Source organism: Streptomyces sp. NPDC057136, assembly GCF_042670885.1.
GTDB lineage: Bacteria > Actinomycetota > Actinomycetes > Streptomycetales > Streptomycetaceae > Streptomyces.
Window position 1 is genome coordinate 20,745 of sequence record NZ_JBHUUV010000005.1, and the last position, 23,493, is coordinate 44,237.

General features: G+C 69.9%; 20 protein-coding genes, 3 pseudogenes and 1 riboswitch. Of the genes and pseudogenes, 8 read left to right on the top strand and 15 right to left on the bottom strand.

The window, feature by feature from the left end:
* Nucleotides 1-108: 108 nt before the first annotated feature.
* The 8 genes from ACFT7S_RS08200 to ribD all read right to left on the bottom strand — a co-directional run bounded on the left by ACFT7S_RS08200 (nucleotide 109) and on the right by ribD (nucleotide 6,062).
* Nucleotides 109-585 (bottom strand): PH domain-containing protein, encoded by a 477-nt coding sequence (locus ACFT7S_RS08200; RefSeq protein ID WP_382728634.1) that lies wholly within the window; start codon nucleotides 583-585, stop codon nucleotides 109-111.
* A 39-nt stretch (nucleotides 586-624) separates the two neighbouring features.
* The gene (hisG, locus tag ACFT7S_RS08205) at nucleotides 625-1,473 is read right to left on the bottom strand and encodes an ATP phosphoribosyltransferase (protein ID WP_382728636.1); all 849 of its coding nucleotides are present in this window, start codon (nucleotides 1,471-1,473) and stop codon (nucleotides 625-627) included.
* Nucleotides 1,474-1,536: 63 nt separating this feature from the next.
* Nucleotides 1,537-1,809, bottom strand: coding sequence for a phosphoribosyl-ATP diphosphatase (locus tag ACFT7S_RS08210; protein ID WP_056787177.1), 273 nt, complete (start codon nucleotides 1,807-1,809; stop codon nucleotides 1,537-1,539).
* 82 nt (nucleotides 1,810-1,891) lie between these two features.
* Complete coding sequence (ribH, locus tag ACFT7S_RS08215; RefSeq protein WP_382728639.1) at nucleotides 1,892-2,377, bottom strand: 6,7-dimethyl-8-ribityllumazine synthase; 486 nt, start codon at nucleotides 2,375-2,377, stop codon at nucleotides 1,892-1,894.
* A gap of 27 nt (nucleotides 2,378-2,404) precedes the next feature.
* Nucleotides 2,405-3,703, bottom strand: coding sequence for a bifunctional 3,4-dihydroxy-2-butanone-4-phosphate synthase/GTP cyclohydrolase II (locus ACFT7S_RS08220; RefSeq protein ID WP_382728641.1), 1,299 nt, complete (start codon nucleotides 3,701-3,703; stop codon nucleotides 2,405-2,407).
* The gene (locus ACFT7S_RS08225) at nucleotides 3,700-4,344 is read right to left on the bottom strand and encodes a nicotinamide riboside transporter PnuC (protein WP_382728644.1); all 645 of its coding nucleotides are present in this window, start codon (nucleotides 4,342-4,344) and stop codon (nucleotides 3,700-3,702) included. Before ACFT7S_RS08225 ends, ACFT7S_RS08220 begins: the two co-directional genes overlap by 4 nt.
* Nucleotides 4,341-4,961: a riboflavin synthase gene (locus ACFT7S_RS08230; RefSeq protein WP_382728646.1), complete on the bottom strand. Its 621-nt coding sequence runs from the start codon at nucleotides 4,959-4,961 to the stop codon at nucleotides 4,341-4,343. The genes ACFT7S_RS08225 and ACFT7S_RS08230 overlap by 4 nt, the downstream gene beginning before the upstream one ends.
* Entirely contained in the window at nucleotides 4,962-6,062 is a 1,101-nt protein-coding gene (gene ribD, locus ACFT7S_RS08235) for a bifunctional diaminohydroxyphosphoribosylaminopyrimidine deaminase/5-amino-6-(5-phosphoribosylamino)uracil reductase RibD (protein WP_382728649.1), read from the bottom strand.
* A gap of 159 nt (nucleotides 6,063-6,221) precedes the next feature.
* Nucleotides 6,222-6,352, bottom strand: a riboswitch (FMN riboswitch).
* 324 nt (nucleotides 6,353-6,676) lie between these two features.
* On the opposite strand from ribD, the pseudogene ACFT7S_RS08240 reads away from it, so the two are divergent.
* Nucleotides 6,677-6,934 (top strand): annotated as a pseudogene (locus ACFT7S_RS08240) (carbohydrate-binding protein); the annotation flags it as partial.
* 79 nt (nucleotides 6,935-7,013) lie between these two features.
* On the opposite strand, the gene ACFT7S_RS08245 reads toward ACFT7S_RS08240, so the two are convergent.
* Nucleotides 7,014-8,210: an ROK family transcriptional regulator gene (locus ACFT7S_RS08245; protein ID WP_382728652.1), complete on the bottom strand. Its 1,197-nt coding sequence runs from the start codon at nucleotides 8,208-8,210 to the stop codon at nucleotides 7,014-7,016.
* A gap of 138 nt (nucleotides 8,211-8,348) precedes the next feature.
* Between ACFT7S_RS08245 and ACFT7S_RS08250 the strand changes: the two genes are divergently transcribed.
* From ACFT7S_RS08250 to ACFT7S_RS08275, 6 genes and pseudogenes are all read left to right on the top strand, one after another.
* A complete protein-coding gene (locus ACFT7S_RS08250) occupies nucleotides 8,349-9,578 on the top strand; it encodes an MFS transporter (RefSeq protein WP_382728655.1) in 1,230 nt (409 codons plus the stop codon).
* 145 nt (nucleotides 9,579-9,723) lie between these two features.
* A complete protein-coding gene (locus tag ACFT7S_RS08255) occupies nucleotides 9,724-11,118 on the top strand; it encodes a uracil-xanthine permease family protein (RefSeq protein WP_382728658.1) in 1,395 nt (464 codons plus the stop codon).
* Nucleotides 11,119-11,226: 108 nt separating this feature from the next.
* A complete protein-coding gene (locus tag ACFT7S_RS08260) occupies nucleotides 11,227-11,922 on the top strand; it encodes a DUF5995 family protein (RefSeq protein WP_382728660.1) in 696 nt (231 codons plus the stop codon).
* 297 nt (nucleotides 11,923-12,219) lie between these two features.
* Nucleotides 12,220-12,737 (top strand): annotated as a pseudogene (locus ACFT7S_RS08265) (dihydrodipicolinate synthase family protein); the annotation flags it as partial.
* Nucleotides 12,727-13,764, top strand: a complete 1,038-nt coding sequence (locus tag ACFT7S_RS08270) for a hydroxyacid dehydrogenase (protein WP_382728663.1) — start codon at nucleotides 12,727-12,729, stop codon at nucleotides 13,762-13,764. The pseudogene ACFT7S_RS08265 and the gene ACFT7S_RS08270, both read left to right, overlap by 11 nt.
* 51 nt (nucleotides 13,765-13,815) lie before the next feature.
* Nucleotides 13,816-14,357, top strand: a pseudogene (locus tag ACFT7S_RS08275) (fumarylacetoacetate hydrolase family protein).
* A gap of 9 nt (nucleotides 14,358-14,366) precedes the next feature.
* Here the strand turns inward: ACFT7S_RS08275 and ACFT7S_RS08280 are convergent.
* The 5 genes from ACFT7S_RS08280 to ACFT7S_RS08300 form a co-directional block, all read right to left on the bottom strand.
* Nucleotides 14,367-16,058 carry a flavin monoamine oxidase family protein gene (locus tag ACFT7S_RS08280; protein WP_382728666.1) on the bottom strand — a complete coding sequence of 564 codons (1,692 nt, stop codon included), beginning with the start codon at nucleotides 16,056-16,058 and terminating at the stop codon, nucleotides 14,367-14,369.
* A 47-nt stretch (nucleotides 16,059-16,105) separates the two neighbouring features.
* The gene (locus tag ACFT7S_RS08285; RefSeq protein WP_382728669.1) at nucleotides 16,106-16,903 is read right to left on the bottom strand and encodes a carbon-nitrogen hydrolase family protein; all 798 of its coding nucleotides are present in this window, start codon (nucleotides 16,901-16,903) and stop codon (nucleotides 16,106-16,108) included.
* A 444-nt stretch (nucleotides 16,904-17,347) separates the two neighbouring features.
* Entirely contained in the window at nucleotides 17,348-17,806 is a 459-nt protein-coding gene (locus ACFT7S_RS08290) for an Lrp/AsnC family transcriptional regulator (protein WP_382728672.1), read from the bottom strand.
* A gap of 109 nt (nucleotides 17,807-17,915) precedes the next feature.
* Complete coding sequence (locus ACFT7S_RS08295) at nucleotides 17,916-19,373, bottom strand: aldehyde dehydrogenase family protein (RefSeq protein WP_382728675.1); 1,458 nt, start codon at nucleotides 19,371-19,373, stop codon at nucleotides 17,916-17,918.
* Nucleotides 19,374-19,554: 181 nt separating this feature from the next.
* Complete coding sequence (locus tag ACFT7S_RS08300) at nucleotides 19,555-21,021, bottom strand: GuaB1 family IMP dehydrogenase-related protein (protein WP_382728677.1); 1,467 nt, start codon at nucleotides 21,019-21,021, stop codon at nucleotides 19,555-19,557.
* 296 nt (nucleotides 21,022-21,317) lie between these two features.
* Here ACFT7S_RS08300 and ACFT7S_RS08305 point away from each other — a divergent pair, with 296 nt between their 5' ends.
* Nucleotides 21,318-22,376, top strand: a complete 1,059-nt coding sequence (locus ACFT7S_RS08305) for a terpene cyclase (RefSeq protein WP_382728680.1) — start codon at nucleotides 21,318-21,320, stop codon at nucleotides 22,374-22,376.
* A gap of 61 nt (nucleotides 22,377-22,437) precedes the next feature.
* Here the strand turns inward: ACFT7S_RS08305 and ACFT7S_RS08310 are convergent, their stop codons facing one another.
* Nucleotides 22,438-23,487, bottom strand: coding sequence for a sugar-binding transcriptional regulator (locus ACFT7S_RS08310; RefSeq protein WP_382728683.1), 1,050 nt, complete (start codon nucleotides 23,485-23,487; stop codon nucleotides 22,438-22,440).
* Nucleotides 23,488-23,493: the final 6 nt, after the last annotated feature.

Consider the following 23,493-nt stretch of genomic DNA (forward strand, 5'->3'; position numbering starts at 1 on the left):
GTCGCAGGAAAGCCCCGCCGGCCTCGTGGACCTCTCGTGCGGGGCGGGGCGCACAGGGCGCCGCCGCCCTCAAGAGTAGTCAAGAAGGGGCCGTACGGGGCAGGGGGCTCAGCCGTTCTCCGTACCGGCGTCCGCTCCGGTGCCGTGGAATTCGGCGAGTGCACGGAGCGTACGGGCGTCGCGGATGGCCTGTTCCTTGGCGATTCCGGGCTGGATGCCAAGGGCCGGCAGGCTGGTGCCGTCGCTGAGGTCGAGGAAGACCCAGGGGTCTCCGACCCGCAGGTTGACGCGGAGGATCTCCGCCCAGGCCAGCCTCCGGGTACGGGTGAGGTTGACGACCATGACCCCGGTCTCGTCGGCGACGACCTTGGGCCTGCTGAGCAGGGCGAGGACGCCGAAGAAGAGCAGGGCCACGAAGATGAAGCTGGTCCGCTCCCCCGCGCTCAGTTTCTCCAGCGCCAGGGCGACGACGGTGATGACGACGAACATCGCCAGACCGACGGTCAGCAGGACCACCCGGGTGAGGGTGGGCCTGAAGGTCACCGGGAGGACGGGCAGTTCGGGCCGGGACGCGGGGGCGGTCATCAGGTTCTCTGTCTTCCGGTGTTCGGTGTTCTCCGGCCGTCAGAGGCGGCAGGCGTGGATGGCCGTGGTGAGAATGGCGCGGGCACCCAGTTCGTACAGGTCGTCCATGATCCGCTGGGCCTCCTTGGCGGCGACCATGGAACGGACGGCGACCCAGCCCTCGTGGTGCAGGGGGGAGATGGTCGGCGACTCCAGGCCCGGGGTGAGGGCCACGGCGCGCTCCAGGTGCTCCACGCGGCAGTCGTAGTCCATCATCACGTAACTGCGGGCGACCAGGACGCCCTGGAGGCGGCGGAGGAACTGCTGGACCTTGGGGTCGTCGTCGGGGGCGCCTGTGCGGCGGATGACGACGGCTTCCGACTTCATGATCGGCTCGCCGATGACTTCGAGTCCGGCGTTGCGCAGGCTGGTGCCCGTCTCCACGACGTCGGCGATGACCTGGGCGACGCCCAGCTCGACGGCGGTCTCGACCGCGCCGTCGAGGTGGACGACGGAGGCGTTGACGCCGACCTCTGCGAGGTGCTTGGCGACGATGCCCTCGTAGGACGTGGCGATCGTCATGCCGTCGAAGTCCTGCGGGCCCTCGGCCGTGCCGGGCTTCGTGGCGTAGCGGAACGTGGAGCGGGCGAAGCCGAGCTGGAGGATCTCCTCGGAATCGGCACCGGAGTCCAGCAGCAGGTCCCGGCCGGTGATGCCGATGTCGAGGCGGCCGGAGCTGACGTAGATCGCGATGTCGCGCGGTCGCAGATAGAAGAACTCGACCTCGTTCTCCGGGTCGACCAGGACGAGTTCCTTCGACTCCTTGCGCTGCTGGTAGCCGGCCTCATGGAGCATCGCCATCGCAGGCCCGGAGAGTGCACCCTTGTTGGGGACGGCGATGCGCAGCATGAGGTCAGGTTTCCTTTGTGCGAAGGGGTGTTCTGCGTGTACGGAGCGGGAAGGTGCGTCGGCTCAGAGGTGGGCGTAGACGTCGTCGAGAGAGATTCCGCGGGCGACCATCATCACCTGGACGTGGTACAGCAGCTGCGAGATCTCCTCGGCGGCGGCCTCTTTGCCCTCGTATTCGGCGGCCATCCAGACTTCGGCGGCCTCCTCGACGACCTTCTTGCCGATGGCATGCACTCCCTTGTCCACCAGTTCGGCGGTGCGGGAGGTGGAGGGGTCGCCGTTGGCGGCCTTGAGCTGCAGCTCGGCGAAGAGCTCTTCGAAGGTTTTGTTCGCCATGATGGTCCTTAGAATACGGGGTCCAATAAGACGGGCGCGCAGCGCCTCGGTTGAGGGGTGGCGGCGGGCGACGGGAGGGAACTCAGCGCCAGGGTTCGCTGACGGTACGCAGCGTCGCGGCGGTCGCGACGGCGGCGGTGACCGCTTCGTGCCCCTTGTCCTCGTTGGACCCTTCGAGGCCTGCCCGGTCGAGTGCCTGCTCCTCGGTGTCACAGGTGAGGACGCCGAAACCGACGGGGACCCCGGTGTCGACGGTGACCTGGGTGAGGCCGGTGGTGACGCCGTGGGACACGTACTCGAAGTGGGGTGTGCCACCGCGGATGATCACGCCGAGGGCGACGATCGCGTCGTAACCGCGTCCGGCGAGGACCTTCGCCACGACCGGGAGCTCGAAGCTGCCGGGGACGCGGAGCAGGGTCGGCTCGTCGATGCCGAGGTCGTGCAGGGCGCGCAGCGCGCCGTCGACGAGGCCGTCCATGACCTTCTCGTGCCACTGGGCCGCGATCACCGCGACCCGCAGGTCACCGCAGTTGCGTACGGACAGTTCGGGTGCGCCCTTGCCGCTCATGTCTCTCTCCCGCTCGTTCTGTGATCTTTACTGGTTGCCGCACGTCGACGCGGGGACCGCGTCGAGCCAGGGCAGGTCGTGCCCCATCCGGTCGCGCTTGGTGCGCAGGTACCGCAGATTGTGTTCGCCGGCCTGGACGGGCATGGGCTCGCGGCCGGTCACCGCCAGACCGTGGCGCAGGACCGCCGCGGTCTTGTCGGGGTTGTTGGTCATCAGCCGGACGCTGTGGACGCCGAGGTCGAGGAGCATCCTGGCGCCCGCGGCGTAGTCCCTGGCGTCGGCGGGCAGACCGAGTTCCAGGTTGGCGTCGAGGGTGTCGACGCCCTGCTCCTGGAGCTCGTACGCGCGGAGCTTGGAGAGCAGGCCGATGCCCCGGCCCTCGTGGCCGCGCAGATAGACGACGATGCCACGGCCCTCCTGCGTGATGCGCTCCATGGAGGCATGCAGCTGGGGGCCGCAGTCGCAGCGCTGGGACTGGAAGATGTCGCCGGTCAGGCACTCGGAGTGGACCCGGACGAGGACGTCCGTGCCGTCGCCGATGTCACCGTGAACGAGGGCCACGTGCTCCACGCCGTCGGTGATGGAGCGGTAGCCGTACGCGGTGAACTCGCCGAACGCGGTCGGCAGCCGGACCTCGGCCTCGCGGCGGACCGTCGGCTCGGAGCTGCGGCGGTAGGCGATCAGGTCCTCGATGGAGATGATCGTGAGCCCGTGCTTGCGGGCGAACGGCACCAGCTCGGGCAGGCGCAGCATGACGCCGTCCTCGCCCGCGATCTCCACGATGGCGCCGGCGGGCCGCAGCCCGGCGAGCCGGGCCAGGTCGACGGCGGCCTCGGTGTGGCCGTTACGGACGAGGACTCCGCCCGGGCGGGTGCGGAGCGGGAAGATGTGGCCGGGGCGGACGAAGTCGCCGGGGCCCGCTTCGCCGGCCGCCAGCATGCGGAGCGTGGTGGCGCGGTCGGCGGCGGAGATGCCGGTGGTCACGCCGTACGCGGCGGAGGCGTCCACGGAGACGGTGAAGGCCGTCTTCATGGATTCGGTGTTGTGGTCGACCATCTGCGGCAGTTCGAGCCGTTCCAGCTCGTCGTTCTCCATGGGTGCGCAGATCAGACCGCGGCACTCGCTCATCATGAAGGCGATGATCTCGGGGGTGGCCTTCTCGGCGGCGATGACGAGGTCGCCCTCGTTCTCGCGGTCCTCGTCGTCGACGACCACGACGGGGCGTCCGGCGGCGATGTCGCGGATGGCCTGTTCGACGGGGTCGAGGGAGAGGTCGACGACGTGGGAGCCGTGTTCCGGGTGCAACCAGGTGGGCTGGGCAGTCATGCCGTGGCTCCTTCCAGAGCGGGTGTCCGCGTACGCAGCCACCAGTCGCGCATGCCCCACAGGACGAGGGCGCCGTAGACGACGTAGATGAGACCGGAGAAGGCGAGACCGCTGTGGAAGTTCAGCGGTACGCCGACCAGGTCGACGAGGAGCCAGGCGAACCAGAACTCGACCATGCCGCGGGCCTGGGCGAGCATCGCGACGAGAGTGCCGGCGAATATGTACGCGTCCGCCCACGGGCTCCAGGAGAGCGAGGGGAACGCGGTGAAGAGGCCGCCCACGGCGAGCGTGCCGAGCGCGGCGCCGCCGATCAGATAGCCGCGTTCGCGCCAGGTGGCGAAGCGGACGGCGATCGAGCCGTCCTGCGCCTGCTGCCTGCCGCGGGTCCACTGCTGCCATCCCCAGACGGCCACGGCGACGACAATCACTTGCTTTCCGACGCTGCCCGCCTGCTGCACGGAGACGTTGGCGGCGACGAGGACGAGGCCGGAGAGAAGCTGGGCGGGCCAGGTCCAGACGGAGCGGAGCCAGCCCAGGGTCAGGGCGATCAGACCGATCGTGTTGCCGATCAGGTCCGACCAGATGATGTGCTGGTCGAAGGCGGTGAACGCCTCCGAGTTCAGCCAGGTCAGGGCACTCACTTCACCGGCTCCTCGGGCTCTTGGGCCGCGCGGTCGCCGAGCAGGCGCTCGACGTACTTCGCGATGACGTCCACCTCGAGGTTGACCGGGTCGCCGGGCTGTTTGAGGCCGAGCGTGGTCAGGGCGAGGGTGGTGGGGATGAGACTGATGGTGAAGTAGTCGGGTCCGGCCTCGACAACGGTCAGGCTCACGCCGTCGACGGTGATCGAGCCCTTCTCCACCACGTAACGGGTCAGGTCCTCGGGCAGCGAGATCTTGACGATCTCCCAGTTCTCGGAGACCTCGCGGTCGATGATGCGGCCCGTGCCGTCGACGTGTCCCTGGACGATGTGTCCGCCGAGCCTGCCGCCGAGCGCCATGGGCCGCTCCAGGTTGACCCGGGAGCCGGCGGCCAGGGCGCCGAGGCTGGAGCGGTTCAGGGTTTCCGCCATCACATCGGCGGTGAACTCCTGCTCGCCGAGGTCCACGACGGTGAGGCAGACTCCGTTGACGGCGATCGAGTCGCCGTGCTTGGCGCCTTCGGTGACGACAGGACCACGCAGTCGGAAGCGGGAGGCGTCGTCGAGTTTCTCGACGGCGGTGACCTCACCCAGTTCTTCGACAATTCCGGTGAACACTCAGTTTCCCTTCCGAGCAGGGACGGGGACGGCGGTGATGCGCAGATCGGGGCCGATGCGTTCGGTCTCGGTCACATCGAGGCGCAACGCCCGGGAGATGGTGGAGATTCCGGCGTCGGCAAGGGCCGCGGGGCCCGCGCCGAGGAGGACCGGAGCGAGATAGCCGACGACCTTGTCGACCATTCCCGCGGCGACGAAGGCGCCGGCCAGGGTCGGCCCGCCTTCGAGGAGTACGGAGCGGATATCGCGGGCGTGCAGGGCGCCGAGCAGGGCCTCGATGTCGAGACCGGGCCCGGTGACGGAGCGGGGCAGCCGGAGCACGGTCTCTTCGGGGAGATGAGCCGTGTCGGCGTCCTCGGCGACCGCGATCAGGGTGGGCGCCGTGCCGTCGAGGACGCGGGCGCCGGGCCGTACGGCGGTGGCGCCGGTGTCGACGACCACTCTGAGCGGCTGGTGTGCGCCGTCGATGCCGCGTACGCCGAGCTGCGGGTCGTCGGTGCGTGCGGTGCCGGAGCCGACGATCACGGCGTCGGCCTCGGCGCGCAGCCGGTGGACGTCGGCGCGGGCTTCGGGGGAAGTGATCCAGCGGCTGGTGGCATCGGCGGCCGCGATCCGGCCGTCGAGGGTCGCCGCGTACTTCCACAGGACGTACGGGCGGCCGAGGCGCACGGAGGTGAGCCAGGCGGCGTTGCCCGCCTCGGCCTCGTCGGCGAGGAGACCCTGCGCGGTTTCGATCCCGGCCGCACGGAGGGTGTCCGCACCGCCGGTGGCCTGCGGGTTCGGGTCCCCGACCGCGTAGACGACCCTGTGCACACCGGCCTCGGCGAGCGCCTGGGCACAGGGGCCGGTCCGGCCGGTGTGGTTGCAGGGTTCGAGGGTCACGTAGGCGGTGCCGCCACGGGCGCGCCCGCCGGCCGCGCGCAGGGCGTGGATCTCGGCGTGGGGGCCGCCGGCCCGCTGGTGGAAGCCTTCGCCTGCCGGTGCCCCGGCGGCGTCGAGAATGACGCATCCGACGACCGGGTTGGGGCTGGTGGAGCCGAGACCGCGGGCTGCGAGCGTGATCGCTCGCCGCATGGCGGTGATGTCGGCTGCGGTGTCCACCGGGTCCTCCTGCCTCTTCGGGCACGGACTCCGGGGCCTGTCGATGACGACAGATGAAGCGGAACGCAACAGGGGAACGCCAAACCGAAGACACGGATGCAGGTGTCCCGGGAGATCCCGAAACGCATCCGCCGACGGCGGCGTACCTGTGACGGCCCGCCGCGCACTGCCTCCCATCCGGACTTTCACCGTCGGTCCAGGAATCTCACCTGATCAACCGGCCGCTGGATGCGGACGGGTCGCGGACTATAACCGCCGGTTCGGAATTACACCGACCCCGGAGTGCGCTGCTGCTGGTACGGGACCAGTCTGCCACGGTCGCTCGTCGGCCATACGGGCGAGTGCCTGTGGGCTGACTCACAGGATCCCGCGGCAGGGGTACGCACGGGACAGTTGGGTGCAGATGGTCCAGACCTATTGACTCACTGGTCTAGTCCTCTTAATCTCTGCGTCACTTCCGAGGTCCGGTCCCGGGTGTGCGCACGCCCGGACCCCAACACGACCCATCCCTCTTGCCAGTTGTGTTCTGCCGACCTCCCCAGGAGGAACGACAAATACTGTCCCCCACTCGTGCGAGAGCCACCCTCTTCGCAGCCGGCGCGGCCGTCGCCAACGCCCTCGCCGGTGACCTGGCCCGCGGAACGACCATGGTCGAACCCGGCACAGGCACCACCCCCTCACCGGACCCGGCCACCAGCCCCTCCCCGGGCGGCAGTTGCTCGGCCGCGGCCTGGAGCTCGGCCGCCGAGTACGGCTCGGGCGCGACCGTCAGCCACGCCGCCCACCAGTGGAAGGCCAAGTGGTGGACGAAGGGCGAAACCCCCGGCACCACCGGTGAATGGGGTGTCTGGCAGGACCTCGGGGCCTGCTGAGCCCGGCTCGACAGCCGTGCGGCGACCGGAACGCCCCCGGTCACCGCACGGCCATGTGCGCGCACGTCCCGGAGGTGCGTCAGCTGCCCGGGGCGAACAGGGCGTCCTGTGCGGCCTCACGGGCCACCACCAGGGCGCCGCGCAGCACCGCCGCTCCGCCGAGCTCCCCCGCCCTCACCTCCGTGGGCAACGGCGACATCCTGGCCAGCCGTTCCTCGACCCGCGAGGCCAGTTCGCCGCCGCCCGCGTGGCCCACTTCGCCCGCCAGGACCAGGCAGCCCGGGTCGAGCACCGAGACCACGGCGGCGGCCCCGAGCGCGACGCGGTCGGCGAGTGCGTCCAGGAAGGCGTCGCCGTTCGCGGCCCCCGCCAGCGCGGCGTGGACCGCGTGGACCGCCGCCGGGTCCTGTTCGCCGCCCCGCGCACCCGCCGGCGCCTCGGCCGGTACGCCGTACCGGGCGGCCAGCTCACAGACGGCGGCCGAGCCCGCCAGGGAGTGGAACCCTCCGTCGCAGTTGACGGCCGAGGGCACCCCCGTCGTCCACGGCACGGGCAGGAAACCGATCTCGCCCGCACCGCCGGAGGCCCCGCGGCGCAGCTTGCCGTCCAGCATGACGGCGGCGCCGATGCCCTGGCCGAGCCAGAGCAGGACGAAGGTGTCGCGGTCGCGGGCCGCGCCGACGCGCTGTTCCGCGACGGCCGCGAGGTTGGTCTCGTTCTCCACGAGCACGGTGGCGGGCAACTGCTGCTGGAGTGCGGCGACGAGCCCCCGGTGCCAGGCGGGCAGGCCGGTGGTGTCACGGAGTTCCCCGGTGGCCGGGTCGATCAGCCCGGGGGCGCCGATGCCGACACTGTGCAGGGGGGCGGGGCCCGCCCTCCGTGCCGTGCGCTCCAGCAGCGCGACGGCCTGCTCGATGGCCGGTCCGGTGCCGGTCCCGCCGTCGATGGGCAGGGTGTCCTCGGCGAGCGTCACCCCGAGGAGGTCGGCGACGACGACGGCGACGCTGTCGGTACGCACGTCCAGGGCCGCGAGGTGCGCGCGGTCGGCGACGATCCCGTACAGCCGGGCGTTGGGCCCGCGTCGCTCGGCGCCGCTCTCGCCGACGACCCGGATGAGCCCGGCCCCCTGGAGGCGCTCGACGAGGTCGGCGACCGTGGGGCGGGAGAGTCCGGTGAGCGTCTTCAGTTGCGTGGCCGTCAGGGGGCCGTCCCGCTGGAACAGTTCCAGGGCGAGCCGGTCGTTGATGGCCCGGGCAGTGCTCGGTGAAGCGGGCATGCCGCGATCCTTCCAGATCCCGTCCCGTACAGGGCCGTCTATTTATCAGGCAGGGTTCCTGATAGTTTACGGCCCGTGTTGTGGAGACGGCTGCCGGGACCTCGGTTGGCCACACTTTCCAGGGGAGGGCACGGCGGTATGACGACGGATTCCGGCAGCACAGTTTTTGGCAAGGAGCAGGTGAAGCGGGCCAGGATCGCGGTCGCCGCGGTCTTCACCGTGCACGGAGCGGTGACCGGCAGCTTCGCCACCCGGGTGCCCTGGATTCAGGACCACGCCTCGGTGAGCGCGGGACAGCTCGGCCTCGCCCTCGCCTTCCCCGCCATCGGCGCCTCGCTCTCCATGCCCCTGGCCGGCCGGATCAGCCACCGCTTCGGTGCCAGGACCGCGCTGCGCGGACTGCTGGTGCTCTGGACGCTGGCGCTGATCCTGCCGGCGCTGGCCCCGAACCTCGTGACGCTCTGCGCGGCGCTCTTCGTGTACGGAGCGACGGCCGGGATGTCGGACGTGGCGATGAACGCGCTCGGTGTCGAGGTGGAGAACCGGCTCGACAAGTCGATCATGTCCGGTCTTCACGGCATGTGGAGCGTCGGCGCACTGATCGGTTCGGCGGCGGGCACGGTCGCCGCCCACCTCGGCACCGATGCCAGGCTGCACCACACCATCGCCGCCCTCGCACTCACGGCACTCGGGCTGATCGCCTGCCAGGGGGTGCTGGACCTGCGCAGCGACGCGGACGAGGAGCCGCCGCCGCGCTTCACCCTGCCGCCGAAGTCGGCGCTGGTCATCGGCGCGGTGGGCTTCTGCGCGGTGTTCGCCGAGGGAGCCAGCCTGGACTGGTCGGCGGTCTACCTCAAGGACATCATGGGCAGCTCCGCCGGACTGGCCGCCGCGTCCACGACGGCGTTCGCGCTGACGATGGCCGTGGCCAGGATCGCCGGTGACAAGGTCGTGGACCGCTTCGGCGCGGTCAGGACGGTCCGGGTCGGCGGCGTCCTGGCAACGGTGGGCGGACTGCTCGTGGTCCTGGCACCGAACGCGGCCCTGGCCATGTGCGGCTTCGGACTGCTCGGCCTCGGGGTCGCTGTCGTCGTCCCGCTGGCGTTCGCCGCCGCGGGGCGCAGCGGCCCCAACCCGAGTCAGGCGATCGCGGGCGTCGCCACCATCACGTACACCTCCGGGCTCATCGCCCCCTCCGCGATCGGTTCGCTGGCGGAGGCGACCTCGCTGATCGTGTCGTTCGGCCTGGTGACGGTGCTGGCCTTCGGCCTGGTACTGGGTGCGGGCGTGCTCCGCGGCGCGGACCGTACGTCCACGGGCGGTGGCGTCCCGGACCCGGCTCCGGCGAAGGCCGGGACCGGGACCTGAGACCGGCGGTGCCGGGGCCGGCACCTGGGGCGCTGCGAGGGTCCGGCAGCCTGCGGCACTAACATGGCGCTGATCTTTTCCGCGGGAGAACACTCCGCAGGGACATACGCGGTGAACACTCCGCACGGACACACAGGGAGCAACCATGGGCGGCCTCGGCGTGCGCTGGACCTTGCACGGCGACGGGAAGACCCCCGCTCCGGGGGCCGTGGTGCGCCCCGACGAGCGGCTCTCCTGGCCCCGTACGTTCGGCCTGGGCGCCCAGCACGTGGTGGCCATGTTCGGCGCCTCGTTCGTCGCGCCGGTGCTGATGGGCCTGGACCCGAACCTCGCGATCATGATGTCCGGTGTCGCGACGGTGATCTTCCTGCTGGCGACGAAGGGCAGGGTGCCCAGCTATCTCGGCTGTTCGCTCTCCTTCGTCGGTGTCGCCGCGACGATCCGGGCGAGCGGGGGCAGCAGTGCGACCGTCACGGGCGCGGTCCTCGTCGTGGGCGCGGTGCTGTTCCTGGTGGGGCTCGCGGTGCAGAGGTTCGGCGCACGGATCATCCACGCGGCGATGCCGCCGGTGGTGACCGGCGCGGTCGTCATGCTGATCGGTTTCAACCTGGCGCCCGTCACGGCGTCGACGTACTGGCCGCAGGATCAGTGGACGGCGCTCCTGGTGATGCTGTTCACCGGACTGGCCGTGGTCTGTCTGCGCGGATTCTTCTCCCGGATCGCGATCTTCCTCGGTCTGATCTTCGGTTACCTGCTCTCCTGGGCGCTCGACGGGATCTTCGGGAAGATCCACTCCCCGGCGGGCGGCGCCGAGGCCGTCGACCACTGGCGGCTGGACCTCTCCGCCGTCTCGCAGGCCGACTGGATCGGGCTGCCGTCCTTCCACGCCCCCAGCTTCGAGTGGTCCGCGATCCTGGTGGCCCTGCCCGTCGTGATCGCGCTGGTCGCGGAGAACGCCGGCCATGTGAAGGCCGTCGGCGAGATGACCGGTGACTCGCTCGACGACAAGCTGGGCACGGCCATCGCGGCCGACGGCGCCGCTTCCATGCTCTCCACCGCGGTGGGCGGCCCGCCGAACACCACGTACTCCGAGAACATCGGCGTGATGGCCGCGACGCGGGTCTACTCCACCGCCGCGTACTGGGCCGCCGCCTGTTTCGCCCTGCTCTTCGGGCTCTGCCCCAAGTTCGGTGCGGTCGTCGCCGCGATCCCCGGCGGTGTGCTCGGCGGCATCACCGTCATCCTGTACGGCATGATCGGCCTCCTGGGCGCCCAGATCTGGACGAGCGCCAAGGTCGATCTCCGTAACCCGCTCAACCTCGTGCCGGCCGCGGCGGGCATCATCATCGGCGTCGGCGGGGTCAGCCTGAAGATCACCGACAACTTCGAGCTGAGCGGGATCGCGCTCGGCACCATCGTCGTGATCACCGGCTACCACGTGCTGCGGGCCTTCGCGCCGGCCCACCTCAAGACGCAGGAACCCCTCCTGGACTCGGGCACCTCCACGTACGACGAGGAGCAGCCCACCGCGAAGGACTGAGGTGTCAAGGGTGTCGAGGACTGAGGCGTACGGGCGGTTCTTCGCCCGTTCCGATGAACCCCCGGCCCGTCGGCGCCACGTCCGGCCCGGGACTGGGACGCTGCCCGCATGGCGCAGTTCGAGCAGTACGCAGACCCCGCAGGACCCGGCACAGCGACCGTGGACGCCCCCGCGGTGATCGGGCGGATGCGTGCCTTCCGCTCCGGTTGGCCGCCGCGCGACGGGGTCGCCGTCTTCAACCAGGTCTATCTGGCGGTCTCGGAGACCCTCGGGCGGCAGAGCGGGTACGGGACCGTCCCGGACACGCTGGACGTCCTGCTCGCCGAGCGCTATCTGACGGTGGTCGACACCGCTGCGGTGGGGCTGCGCCCGCCCGCGTGCTGGCGTCCGCTGTTCCAGTACCGGCGCCATCCCGGCGTACACCCCGCGCAGTTCGCGCTCGCGGGGATCAACGCGCACATCGGCCACGACCTCGCGCTCGCCGTGGTGGACGCCTGCCATGCGCTCGGCTGCGCTCCGCCCGACCTGGAGGAGGAGTTCGACCGGGTCGGGGATCTCCTCGTGATGCTGGAGGAGCGCATCCTGGAGGACCTGGACGCGGGGCCCGATCTACTGGAAGTCACGGACCCGCTCACTCATCTGATGGAGTCCTGGAGCCTGGAACGGGCCCGCGAAGCCTCCTGGTCGGCGGCCGGGATGCTGTGGGAGCTGCGCGGATTCCCGCTGCTGGCAGCGGAGTTCAGGGAGCGGATGGACGCGGGAGCGGGACTCGTGGGGCGCTGTCTGCTCACGCCGTGCCGCTGACGCTCCCCCGGTCCGCTCCCCGTAGACCGCCCACCGTCGACTACGGCCGCGCGGCAGCTTGCGCCCGGCGGCGAGCTCCCAGCCGTTGAGGTAGCCGATCCGGATGTGGGTGGCGTCGAGATCCGGATGTGGGTGGCGTCGATGATCTCGACCAGTTTCTGGAGCTCGCGCTCGTCGGCGCCGCCGCCCACGACGGGGGCCAAGGTGTCGGTGAGTTCGATGACCTTGGCGGAGAGCGCGTGTTCGACGGTGGCGTCGGTGAAGGTGCCTCGGAAGGAGAGGACGGCGCCGAAGGGGTTGAAGATCGCCCCGTTCGACCGCTACCGCACCGCCGATGTCATCCGGGTGGTGTCGGCCGCCGACCGGGCGGACGAGGTCGCGCTGTACACCGGCAACGACGACGACATCATCGGCGACCTGCTCACCCCGTACGAGACCGCGAGCGGTGCGCGTCGCTGGTTCGCCGGAGGGCTGCTCGGCCAGTGGGCCGCGTGGACGAGCTCCGCCGTGACGCTCCTCGACGACGTACGGGCCGCCCGCGCCGGTGACCACGAGGCGATGGTGCGCTGCCTGGCCCGCCGTCCGGACTCACGGACGCCAAAAGCGCCGTCTTGGACGTACGCGGGGCGTTCCGCGGCTGCATCGCCGGAGTGCACGAAGTGCTCTGCTGCCAGGGCCTGTTGGAGACCATCAGCTGCCTCGACCCGGCCGAGACGCTGTCGCCGGGACAGGCCGACGAGATCACCCGGGCGTCCGAGACCTACCCTTGGCTGACCGATGACGCCTTCATTGCGGAGCACCTCGATGCCTGGCTCTCCTCACGCCGCCCGATCCGACCGCTCCGACCGCCCCCGGGTGGTCGTCTCCGTACCGCCGAAGCTGCGCGCCCAGTTCTTCACGTCCGAGGTGTGGCAGGAGTTGGAACGCGTGGCGGAACTCACCGTCCTCGACGAGCACACCGACCGGGCGGCGCTGATCGAGGCGATCCCCGGCGCCCGCGCTCTGATCACTTCCTGGCGCAGCCCCAAGGCCGACAAAGAACTCCTGGACGCCGCCGACCGGTTGGAGCTCGTGGCACACACCGGCTCCGCCGTCGCCCCGTACGTCACCGAGGAGGTCTTCCGCCGCCAGGTCCTGGTCACCCAGGCCGGGGACGAGATGGCGCGGCCGGTCGCCGAGGTCGCGCTCGCCTTCACGCTCTCCCTGCTGCACCGCATCCAGCGCTTCGACCACGCCCTGCGGGGCGGGGCGGAGTGGGCGACGGCGAGTCAGGCGCCACCGCGTCACGAGATCCACGACAGCGACATCGGGGTGATCGGCGCGTCCCGTACCGGTCGTGCTTACATCGCGATGGTGCGGGCGATGGGGGCGCGGGTGAGTGTCAGCGACCCGTTCCTGTCCGAGGAGGACGCGGCGTCGCTCGGCGTGGAGTCCGTCCCCCTGGACACACTGCTCTCGCGCAGCAGGATCGTCGCCGTGCACGCGCCCGTGACCGAGGAGACCCACCGGATGATCGGCGCTGCGCAGCTGGCGCTGATGCCGGATGGGGCGGGCCTGGTGAACACCGCCAGATCGTGGCTGGTCGACGAGGACGCCCTGCTCGCGGAGGTGTCCTCGGGGCGTCTGGACGCGGCGATCGACGTCTTCGACGCCGAGCCACTGCCCACCGACCACCCCTTCCGCACGCTCCCCAATGTGCTGCTCACCCCGCACCAGGCGGCGGGCAGCGTCGAGTGCCGGCAGCGGCTGGGCGCGAGCGCGGTCGACGAGGTGCTGCGGCTGCTGTCCGGACGCCCAGCGGCCCACGCGGTCGGCGTCGACGCGCTCACCCGCCTGCGCTGACCCGCACACCTGCACCCCAACCCGCATTACCTTCCAGGAGAGTTGAACCCCATGCGCCTCATGCGCGTCGGCGAGCCGGGCCATGAGCGTCCGGTGCTCGTGTGCCCGAAGGCCGCCACTCGGACCTGTCGGCGATCACCGACGACATCGACGGCGCCTTCCTCTCCGCGCTCGCCGAGAAGCCGCACCTGATCCCCGCCGAGCCGAAGCTCCCGGAGATCGACATCACCGGGCAGCGGATCGGCGCCCCCGTGGCCCGCCCGTCCGCACTGCTCTGCATCGGCCAGAATTACGCGGCCCACGCGGCGGAGTCCGGCTCGGAGCCGCCCGAGCAGCCGATCCTCTTCTGCAAATCACCGAACACGGTCGTCGGTCCGCACGACGACGTGGTGACCGCCGACGAGGCCGGCGACCCGCAACAGCTCCGGCTGCGCAGTCACGTCAACGGAGAGCCGCGCCAGGACTCGCCCACCGCGGACATGATCTTCGGCGTGGCGCCGTCCGGCCGCTTCCCCTACCTGGAGCCGGACGATGTGATGGAGATCGAGATCTCCGGCCCGGGCCGGCAGCGCAGCGTCTGCCGGCCCGCGTAACGGCCGTTCTCAGTCCTCGGGAAGCTCCACCGGGCTGATCTCGTCGAAGACATCGCCGGGGCCGGGGTTCGTCGCGTCCGTGGCACCGCCGAACTGGGTCATCACACCCCACACGGCGTTGAGCGCGGTCTGCACGGCGCCCTCGGCCCATCCGGCCGTCCAGGAGATGTCGTCGCCCGCGAGGAAGACGCCCCGCTTGTCGGCGGGCAGCCGGTCCTGCATGAAGTGGGTGAACAGCCGCCGCTGGTAACGGTAGTGACCGGGCAGGTTGGCCTTGAACGCACCCATGAAATACGGCTCGTTCTCCCAGGAGACGGTGACCGGATTCCCGATGATGTGCTTGCGAATATCCACACTCGGATAGATCTCACCGAGCGACTTGAGCATGACGTCCATGCGCTCGTTCGGGGAGAGCGGCAGCCACTTCAGACTGTCGTCGCACCAGGTGTACGAGAGACAGATGACGGCGGGCTTGTCGGGCCCCTCGTCCAGCAGGTACGTCCCCCGGGTCATCCGGTCGGTGAGCGTCATCGACATGGTGTCGCGCCCGGTCACCTCATCCTTGTCCAGCCAGAACGGCCGGTCGACCGGGACGAACAGCTTGGACGACTCCATGTAGTGGGTGCGCTCCATCGCCGTCCAGTGGTCGATCGGGAAGAGCGCGTCGTCACAGGCGATCTTGGAGAGCAGCAGCCAGGACTGCGCGGTGAAGATCGCGGCACGGTACGTACGGATGTCGCCGCTCGCGTCGGTGACGGTGATCTTGTTGCCCGCTGTGCGGTTCAGCCGGGTCACGGCGGGGCGCGGCTCACCGTTGTGCAGGGAGGCCAGTGACGTGCCGAGCGGCCAGTGGACGATCTTCTGCGGTTCGCGGTCCCAGAGGCGCAGCGGCAACTGCTGGCTGCCGCCGACGATCCCGCGGTGGTGGTCGTCCGCCTCGCTGTAGACGACGCGCAGGATCTCCAGGATGGAGTTGGGGAAGTCGGTGTCCCAGCCACCGGTGCCGAAGCCGACCTGGCCGAAGATCTCACGGTGCCGGAAGGACTTGAAGGCTTCGGAGTCGCAGAGGAAACCGTAGAAGGTCTGGTTGTCGAACTTCTCGACGAGCTTCGCCCAGATCTCGCGGATGCGCGGGATGTCGCGCTCGCGCATCGCCCGGTTCATGTCGGAGAAGTCCGCGCCCTCCTCCAGGCAGGCGTTCCAGGCGTCCATGACATCGCGGTAGACCTGTGGCAGGTCGGCGATGGTCTCCGCGTAGTGCGACTCGCCCTTGAGGTCGACGACGGTCGACGGGGTGGCCGGGGACAGCGGGTTGGGGAACGGCTCGGTCTCCAGGCCCACCAGGTCGATGTAGTGCTGGAGCGCCGTGGAGGACGGCGGGAAGCGCATCGCGCCCATTTCGGCGGTCAGTTCGGGGTCGCAGCCCTCGAAGCCGACGGTACGGAGCCGGCCACCGATCTGGTCCGCCTCGTAGACGACGGGCTTGAGCCCCATCTTCATCAGTTCGTAGGCGGCGATGATGCCGGAGAGCCCGCCACCGATGACGGCGACCTCGGCTCCGTGCTCGGTGGCCGGGATCTGTCCGATGCCCGCCGGGTGGGCGAGGAAGTCGTCGTACGCGTAGGGGAAGTCCGGCCCGAACATGGTGATCGGCGGCTGCGCGTCGGTGTGCTGGACGGCGTTGGGCACCGTGGACGTCATGGGGTGGGGACTCCTTGCGCGAAACAGTGGAACGGGGGCGGGCGTACTCAGACGAGGGAGCCGTAGAGTCCCGGGCGGCGGTCGATCAGATACGGGTTGGCGGCACGCGACACGGTCAGCACCTCGGGGTCGACCTCGCCGATGACGAGCTCCTCGCCACGGCCGGCACGGACCCGCACGACACCGTCGGGCCCGGCCAGACAGCTCAGGCCGACGAACTCGAACTCGCCTTCCTGGCCTGTCCTGTTGACGTACGCCACATACATCTGACTCTCGAAGGCACGTACCGGTACGACGGACTCGGCGACGAACTGGAAGGGGTGCATCTGCGCGGTCGGCACCAGCAGCAGACCGGTGCCCGCGAGGGCGTGCGCCCGGACGTTCTCCGGGAACTCGACGTCGTAACAGATCAGCAGGCCGATGCGTACGCCACCGAGCTCGGCCTGCACCACGGGCTGCTCACCGGGGGTGAACCACTCCTGCTCGAAGCAGCCGAAGAGATGGGTCTTGCGGTAGTTCGCGAGCGCGGCCCCGTCCGGCCCGATGAGCTGCGCCGCGTTGAAGATCTGCTCCCCGGAGCGCTCCGGGTAGCCGTACAGCACCGCGAGCCCGTGCCGTACGGCGATGTCGGCGACGGCCTGCGCACCGGGTCCGTCGGAGGCCTCCGCGAGCCGGGGGACGGCGTCGCCGATGGCGTAGCCGGTCAGGAACATCTCGGGACAGACGAGCAGCTGCACCCCGGCCCCGGCGGCACGCCCGGCGGCCTCGTCGAGAACCTTGAGATTCTCGTCCACGGCACCGGGCCGACCGGAACTCTGGAGCAGGGCGGTACGCAACGACGGCATGGCTGACCTCGGGCGGTGCGGGCAGGGTGGGGAGACGTATTGACGGTACGGCCCGCCGATCCCCCCGGACAAGGCGCGACCATTGCGCCCCCACGACGATCCATTGCGCCCGCCGACCTCAGGACGGCGATTCATTGCGCCGGACGTCTTCCCAGGTCAGAAGGGTGATCTGGGTCTCAGCCACATCAAGCCCACCCGGCGCCCGAGCACGGCCACATCACCGAACTCCAGCCCGTCCGGCACCAAGGACAAAGCCCTCACCGAAACTCAAGCCCGCCCGGCACCCAAGGACGAAACCCTCGCCAAACTCAAGCCCGTCCGGCGTTTGAGGACGGAACCCTCGCCCGAGGACCCGGCACAGCTCCAGCCGGCCGCCGCCACGAACCCGGCCCGATCAAGCCCGTCCGGCGATTGAGGACAAGACGCCCACCACACGCACCCGGCTCACGCCGGCGGCAACCCCGCCGAATACCGCCGCAACAACGGCGACAGCACAAGCACGGACTTCGTCCGCTCCACATACGGCTCGCCCGCAATCCGCTCCAGCACCTGCTCGAAGTGCCGCATATCCGCAGCGAAGACCTGCACGATCGCATCCGCCTCCCCCGTGACCGTCGAAGCCGACGCGACCTCCGGATACACCGCGAGCCCCCGCCTGATCGCCTCCGGCGACGTATTACGGCTGCAGTAGATCTCGATGAACCCCTCGGTCTCCCAGCCAAGGGCCGCCGGGTCCACTCGCACGGTGAACCCCGTGATCGCCCCCTCCGCACGCAGCCGGTCGACGCGGCGTTTCACGGCGGGGGCGGACAGCCCGACCAGCGCGCCGATATCGGCGTAGGAGCGCCGGGCGTCTTCGGCGAGGGCGTGGACGATGCGTTCGTCGAGGTCGTTCAGGCGCACTTCGGGCGGTTCACTTCTCTGCGGGCCGGTTCGGAGGCGACGGCACTGCCGCCGCCCCCGAAGTAGACCACGCGCACCCACCCGCGGCGCGCTCACGGCCACCGACCGGTCAGAACGGGAACTGCGAGCGCCCGTGCTGCACCGAGATCCACTTCTGGGTGGTGAACGCCTCGATCATCGACTCACCGTTCAGCCGCCCCAGCCCCGACGCCTTCTCGCCGCCGAACGGGACGATGGGCTCGTCATGGACCGTGCCGTCGTTGATGTGGATCATCCCGGTGTGGATGCGCTGCCCGACCCGCACACCGCGCTCGATATTGCCGGTGTGCACGGCGCCGCTCAGCCCGTACGGGGTGTCGTTGGCGATGCGTACCGCCTCGTCCTCGCCGTCGAACGGCACCAGCAGCGCGACGGGGCCGAAGATCTCCTGGTGCAGGACGGGCGAGTCGGCGGCCAGCCCGGTGAGCACGGACGGGCTCACCACATTGCCGTCGGCCCGGCCGTGCAGCAGCGCCGTCGCGCCGGCCTCGACGGTCTGGTCCACCAGCTTGGACACCGCTTCGGCCTGCGAGGAGTTGATCAGCGGGCCGATCTGGGTCGCCGGGTCGGCCGGGTCACCGACCCGCAGCGAGGCCACCTTGGCAACGAACTTCTCGGTGAACTCCTTCTCCACCGCCCGGTCGACCAGAATCCGGTTGGCCGCCATGCAGACCTGGCCCTGGTGGATGTACCGGCTGAAGACGGCCGCGTCGACGGCGTAGTCCACATCGGCGTCGTCGAGCACGATGAGCGCGCTGTTGCCGCCCAGTTCGAGCACGGCGCGCTTCAGGTTCGCCGCACAGACGGTCGCGACGTGCCGGCCCACCTTGTCCGAGCCGGTGAAGGAGATGACCTGCGGGACAGGGTGCTCCAGCAGCGTGTCGCCGATCTCGGCGATGTCGGTGACCACGACGTTCAGGAGACCGGCGGGCAGACCCGCGTCCTCGAACACCCTGGCCAGCAGGGTGCCGCCACAGATCGGGGTGTTCTGGTGCGGCTTGAGGACCACGGCGTTACCGAGGGCCAGCGCGGGCGCGACCGACTTGAGCGACAGCAGGAAGGGGAAGTTGAAGGGGCTGATGACACCCACGACGCCGACGGGCACCCGGTAGACCCGGTTCTCCTTGCCCTCGGTCGGCGAGGGAAGTATCTGCCCGGAGGGCCGGAGCGCGAGCTGTATCGCCTCGCGCAGGAACTCCTTGGCCAGGTGGATCTCGAAGCCCGCCTTGAGCCGCGTGCCGCCCAGCTCGGCGACGATCGCCTCACTGATCTCCGGCTCGCGCTCCTCGACGATCCGCAGCGCCTTCTCCAGCACACCCCGCCTGGCGTACGGGTTGGTGTCCGCCCACGCCTGCTGGGCCCGCTCGGCCGCACGGTATGCCTGGTCCACCTCGTCGGCCGTGGCGACCTGGATCGACGCGAGCTTCTCCCCGTTGTACGGGTTGAAGTCGATGATGTCCCACGACCCCTTCCCCGGCCTCCACTCGCCGTCGATGTACTGATGGGCCAGGTCAGTGAAGAAGGACATGAGATCCCTTACCGCAGAGAGGCGGGCAGCTGATTGCGCTTCATATTACTTAATTTTCAACCGAGTTGAAGCGCTCTCAGGGGCAGCACCGGAGCGCCCCGGCCACCGGACGAGCCCAACGCAAAAGCCCCTCCCGGCATCAATCACCGGAAGGGGCTCAGCTGTTACGGACGGGGCGGGATCAACTCCAGCTGGCGTGCAGCGGCTTGCCCTCGGCGTATCCGGCGGCGCTCTGCACGCCGACGACCGCCTTCTCCGCGAACTCCTCCAGGGAGGCCGCGCCCGCGTAGGTGCAGGAGGAGCGGACGCCGGCGATGATCGAGTCGATCAGGTCCTCGACGCCGGGCCGGGTCGGGTCCAGGAACATCCGCGACGTGGAGATGCCCTCCTCGAACAGCGCCTTGCGTGCGCGGTCGTACGCGGACTCCTCCGACGTACGGTTCTTCACCGCACGCGCCGACGCCATACCGAAGGACTCCTTGTAGAAGCGCCCGTCGGCGGACTGCTGGAGGTCGCCCGGCGACTCGTACGTACCGGCGAACCAGGAGCCGATCATCACGTTGGACGCGCCCGCGGCGAGTGCCATCGCGACATCGCGCGGGTGACGGACACCGCCGTCGGCCCAGACGTGCTTGCCGTACTTCTTCGCCTCGGCCGCGCACTCCAGAACGGCGGAGAACTGGGGCCTGCCCACACCGGTCATCATCCGGGTGGTGCACATGGCGCCGGGTCCGACACCGACCTTGATGATGTCCGCGCCGGCCTCGATCAGGTCGCGCACACCCTCGGCGGCCACGATGTTGCCCGCGACGATCGGGACCTGGGGGTCGAGCGCCCGGACGGCCCGCACCGCGGCGATCATGGATTCCTGGTGGCCGTGCGCGGTGTCGACGACGAGCGTGTCGGCGCCCGCGTCGAGCAGCTGCTTGGCCTTGCTCGCGACGTCGCCATTGATGCCGACGGCGGCGGCGACGCGCAGCTTGCCCGCCGCATCGGTGGCGGGGGTGTAAAGAGTCGCGCGCAGTGCGGCCTTACGGGTGAGGATGCCGACGAGCCTGCCCTCCGCGTCCACGGCGGGGGCGAGCTTGCGGTTGGCGCCGTCGAGCTTGTTGAAGGCGTCGCGCGGGTCGATGTCCGCGTCGAGCAGGACCAGGTCCTTCGACATGACCTCGGTGAGCTGGGTGAAGCGGTCGACGCCGGTCAGGTCGTGCTCGGTGACGACACCGATGGGGCGGTACTCGTCGTCGATGACGACGCCCGCGCCGTGGGCGCGCTTGTGCAGCAGGGAGAGGGCGTCCGCGACGGTCTGCCCCGGGGCCAGCACGATCGGGGTGTCCAGCACGAGGTGGCGGGTCTTGACCCAGCTGATGACCTCGGTCACGACCTCGATCGGGATGTCCTGGGGGATGACGACGAGGCCACCGCGGCGGGCGATGGTTTCGGCCATTCGGCGGCCCGCGATCGCGGTCATGTTGGCGACGACGAGCGGGATGGTGGTGCCTGTGCCGTCGGGCGAGGAGAGATCCACACCCTGCCGGGACCCGACCGCGGAGCGTCCGGGAACCATGAAGACATCGTCGTACGTGAGGTCGTACGGGACCGAGGGGGACTCTGTGTAGCGACCGGTGCCCGGCTCAAGAAAACGCATAACACTCATTTTTTCATACGAAACGGTGCAGGTCGTTTCCACGAAGACACAGCAAAAGACCCCCGCGTTCGTCTGTTCCTCCAAGGAGGAGTTCGGGAGGGCCGGGCAAGTGGAACCTGCCTTACCCACAGACCTTACCCGAACGGCATTCGAACCATTCGTGATCACCATCCCTGGACCCGGTGACAGGGGGTCAGGTAGCTTCAAATCCGCAGGTCTCAGAGGCAACGCAGCGCCGACGATCAACAGCCGGAACACCTGTCGCGTGTTTGACCGGAGAGGATTCAGACTCGCCCGTGGAGAGCGAACTGCCGGACATCTACTGCCCGTTCCCCCAGCGGACCAGTCCGCACGTCGGGCAGACCCGTGAGCACCTCGACACCTGGACACGCCTGACCGGACTCGTGCACAGGGCCTCCGCGAGAGCCAGATTCGAACAAGCCGACTTCGGATCCTTCGTCGGCATGGTCTATCCGACGGCGGGCGGCGAGCACCTCGATCTGGTGGCCGACTGGTTCGTCTGGCTGTTCCTCGTCGACGACCAGCTCGACGACGGCCAGCTCGGCCGCGATCCGGAACGTGTACGCGACGTGGTCGCCCGGATGCTGGCCGTGGTCGACGGCATGGACACCGCCCCCGTACCGGACGCGGAGCTCCCGGCCGCCGTCGTCGCCCTGGAGGATCTGTGGGCGCGAACGATTCCCGGCATGGCCGCACACTGGCGCAGACGCTTCGCCTGGCACCTCACCACGTATCTGACGACGGCCACCAGCTGGGAGGCCGGCAACCGGGCCGACGGCGTGGTGCCCTCGGAGGAGACGTACATCGCCAAGCGCCGGCACACCGGTGCGATCCATGTCTGCATGGACCTGATAGAGATCGTGGCCGGAATCGAGGCACCGGAGTCGATTCACAACGATCCCCGCTTCATCACCGCGCTGGAGGCCTCGTGCAACGTGGTGTGCTGGGCCAATGACGTCTACTCCTTCGAGAAGGAGCAGGTCCTCGGCGAGATCCACAACCTCGTGCATCTGGTCCGCCATCACCGGGGCTACGGGGAACAGCAGGCCATCGACCACGTCTGCGCCCGGATAGCCACCGAGACCGAGCGGTTCCTCACCGCCGAGGACGAGCTCCTGGAGATGTATCCGCAGCTGGCCGAGGTGCTCGTCCCGTATCTGGACGGCATGCGCAGCTGGATGCGCGGGAATCTGGACTGGTCCCGGCTCACCCCCCGCTACAACCCGGCGGACGTCAGCCAGTACGAGGAGCCTGAGGAGTATCTGGAGGAGACGGTCCTCGGCTTCTCCGCCGGCCGCGCCGCGGAAAGTGTGAGCGACGCCCGGAAGGGCTGAGCGACGACGAAGGCCGGGCGCACCCTGCGCCCGGCCTTCCGTCTGCCCGCTCTCCCGCTGTTCAGACGCTGTCCGGGTCCGCGCGCTCCAGCGCCGGACGGGGTCCGGGCGCCGACTCCGTCAGCAGGAAGTCCGCGGCGGCCGTGTCCGTCACCAGGCTGGTGACCAGGCCGGACCGCAGGACCGCGCCGATCGCCGCCGCCTTGCGCTGGCCGCCCGCGATCGCCACCACCTCGGGAATCCGGCGCAGCCGGTCCGCCTCCACGGTGATGCACCGCTCGCCGAGGTCACGGCCGACCCTGCGCCCCTCGGTGTCGAAGAGGTGCGCGGACATCTCGGCCGCGACGCCGAGCGAGGCGTAGTGGGCCCGCTCCTCGTCCGAGAGCATGTCGTGGACGGTGGAGATGCCCGGCTCCCAGGAACCGATGGAGACCGCGGCGACCGTCACCTTGTCGAAGTACTCGAAGGCGCGGGCGATGCCCGTCTGGTGCCGCAGCGCGGCCGCCGTCGCCGGGTCCGGCAGCAGCATCGGCGCGTAGATCGGGTGCGCCTCGCCGCCGGACACCTGTGCGGCACGGCGGACCGCCTCGACCGAGCCGCGCTCGGCCGTTCCCGCGTCGTACACCCCGGTGAGCTGCACGACCGTGCAGGGCGGCAGCCGGTCGAGGGCTGCTGCCATATGAATGGTGGACCGGCCCCAGGCCAGGCCCAGCACATCGCCTTCGTTCACCAGTTCGCCGAGAAGGTCGGCCGCGACCTCACCCAGGTTCTCCGGGTCGGGGGCGTCCTCCTGCTCCTCGGCCGGGGACTCGACGACGACCGCGTGGCGCAGCCCGTAGCGGGCCCTGAGCGCATCGGAGCGCTCCGCGTCCAGTTCGGCCGGCACCCGGATCTCGATGCGTACGAGATCACGCTCGAGGGCGGTCTCCAGAACCCGGGCCACCTTGAAGCGGCTGACGCCGAACTCCTCGGCGATCTGGATCTTCGACTTTCCCTCGAGGTAGAACCGGCGGGCCATGGCCGCCGCCTGCACAAGCTCCGCGGGTCCCATCCGCATGGCTGACCGACCCGCCGAGATGCCAGACACCGCGATCTCCTCACTGCTGTTCACACGCTC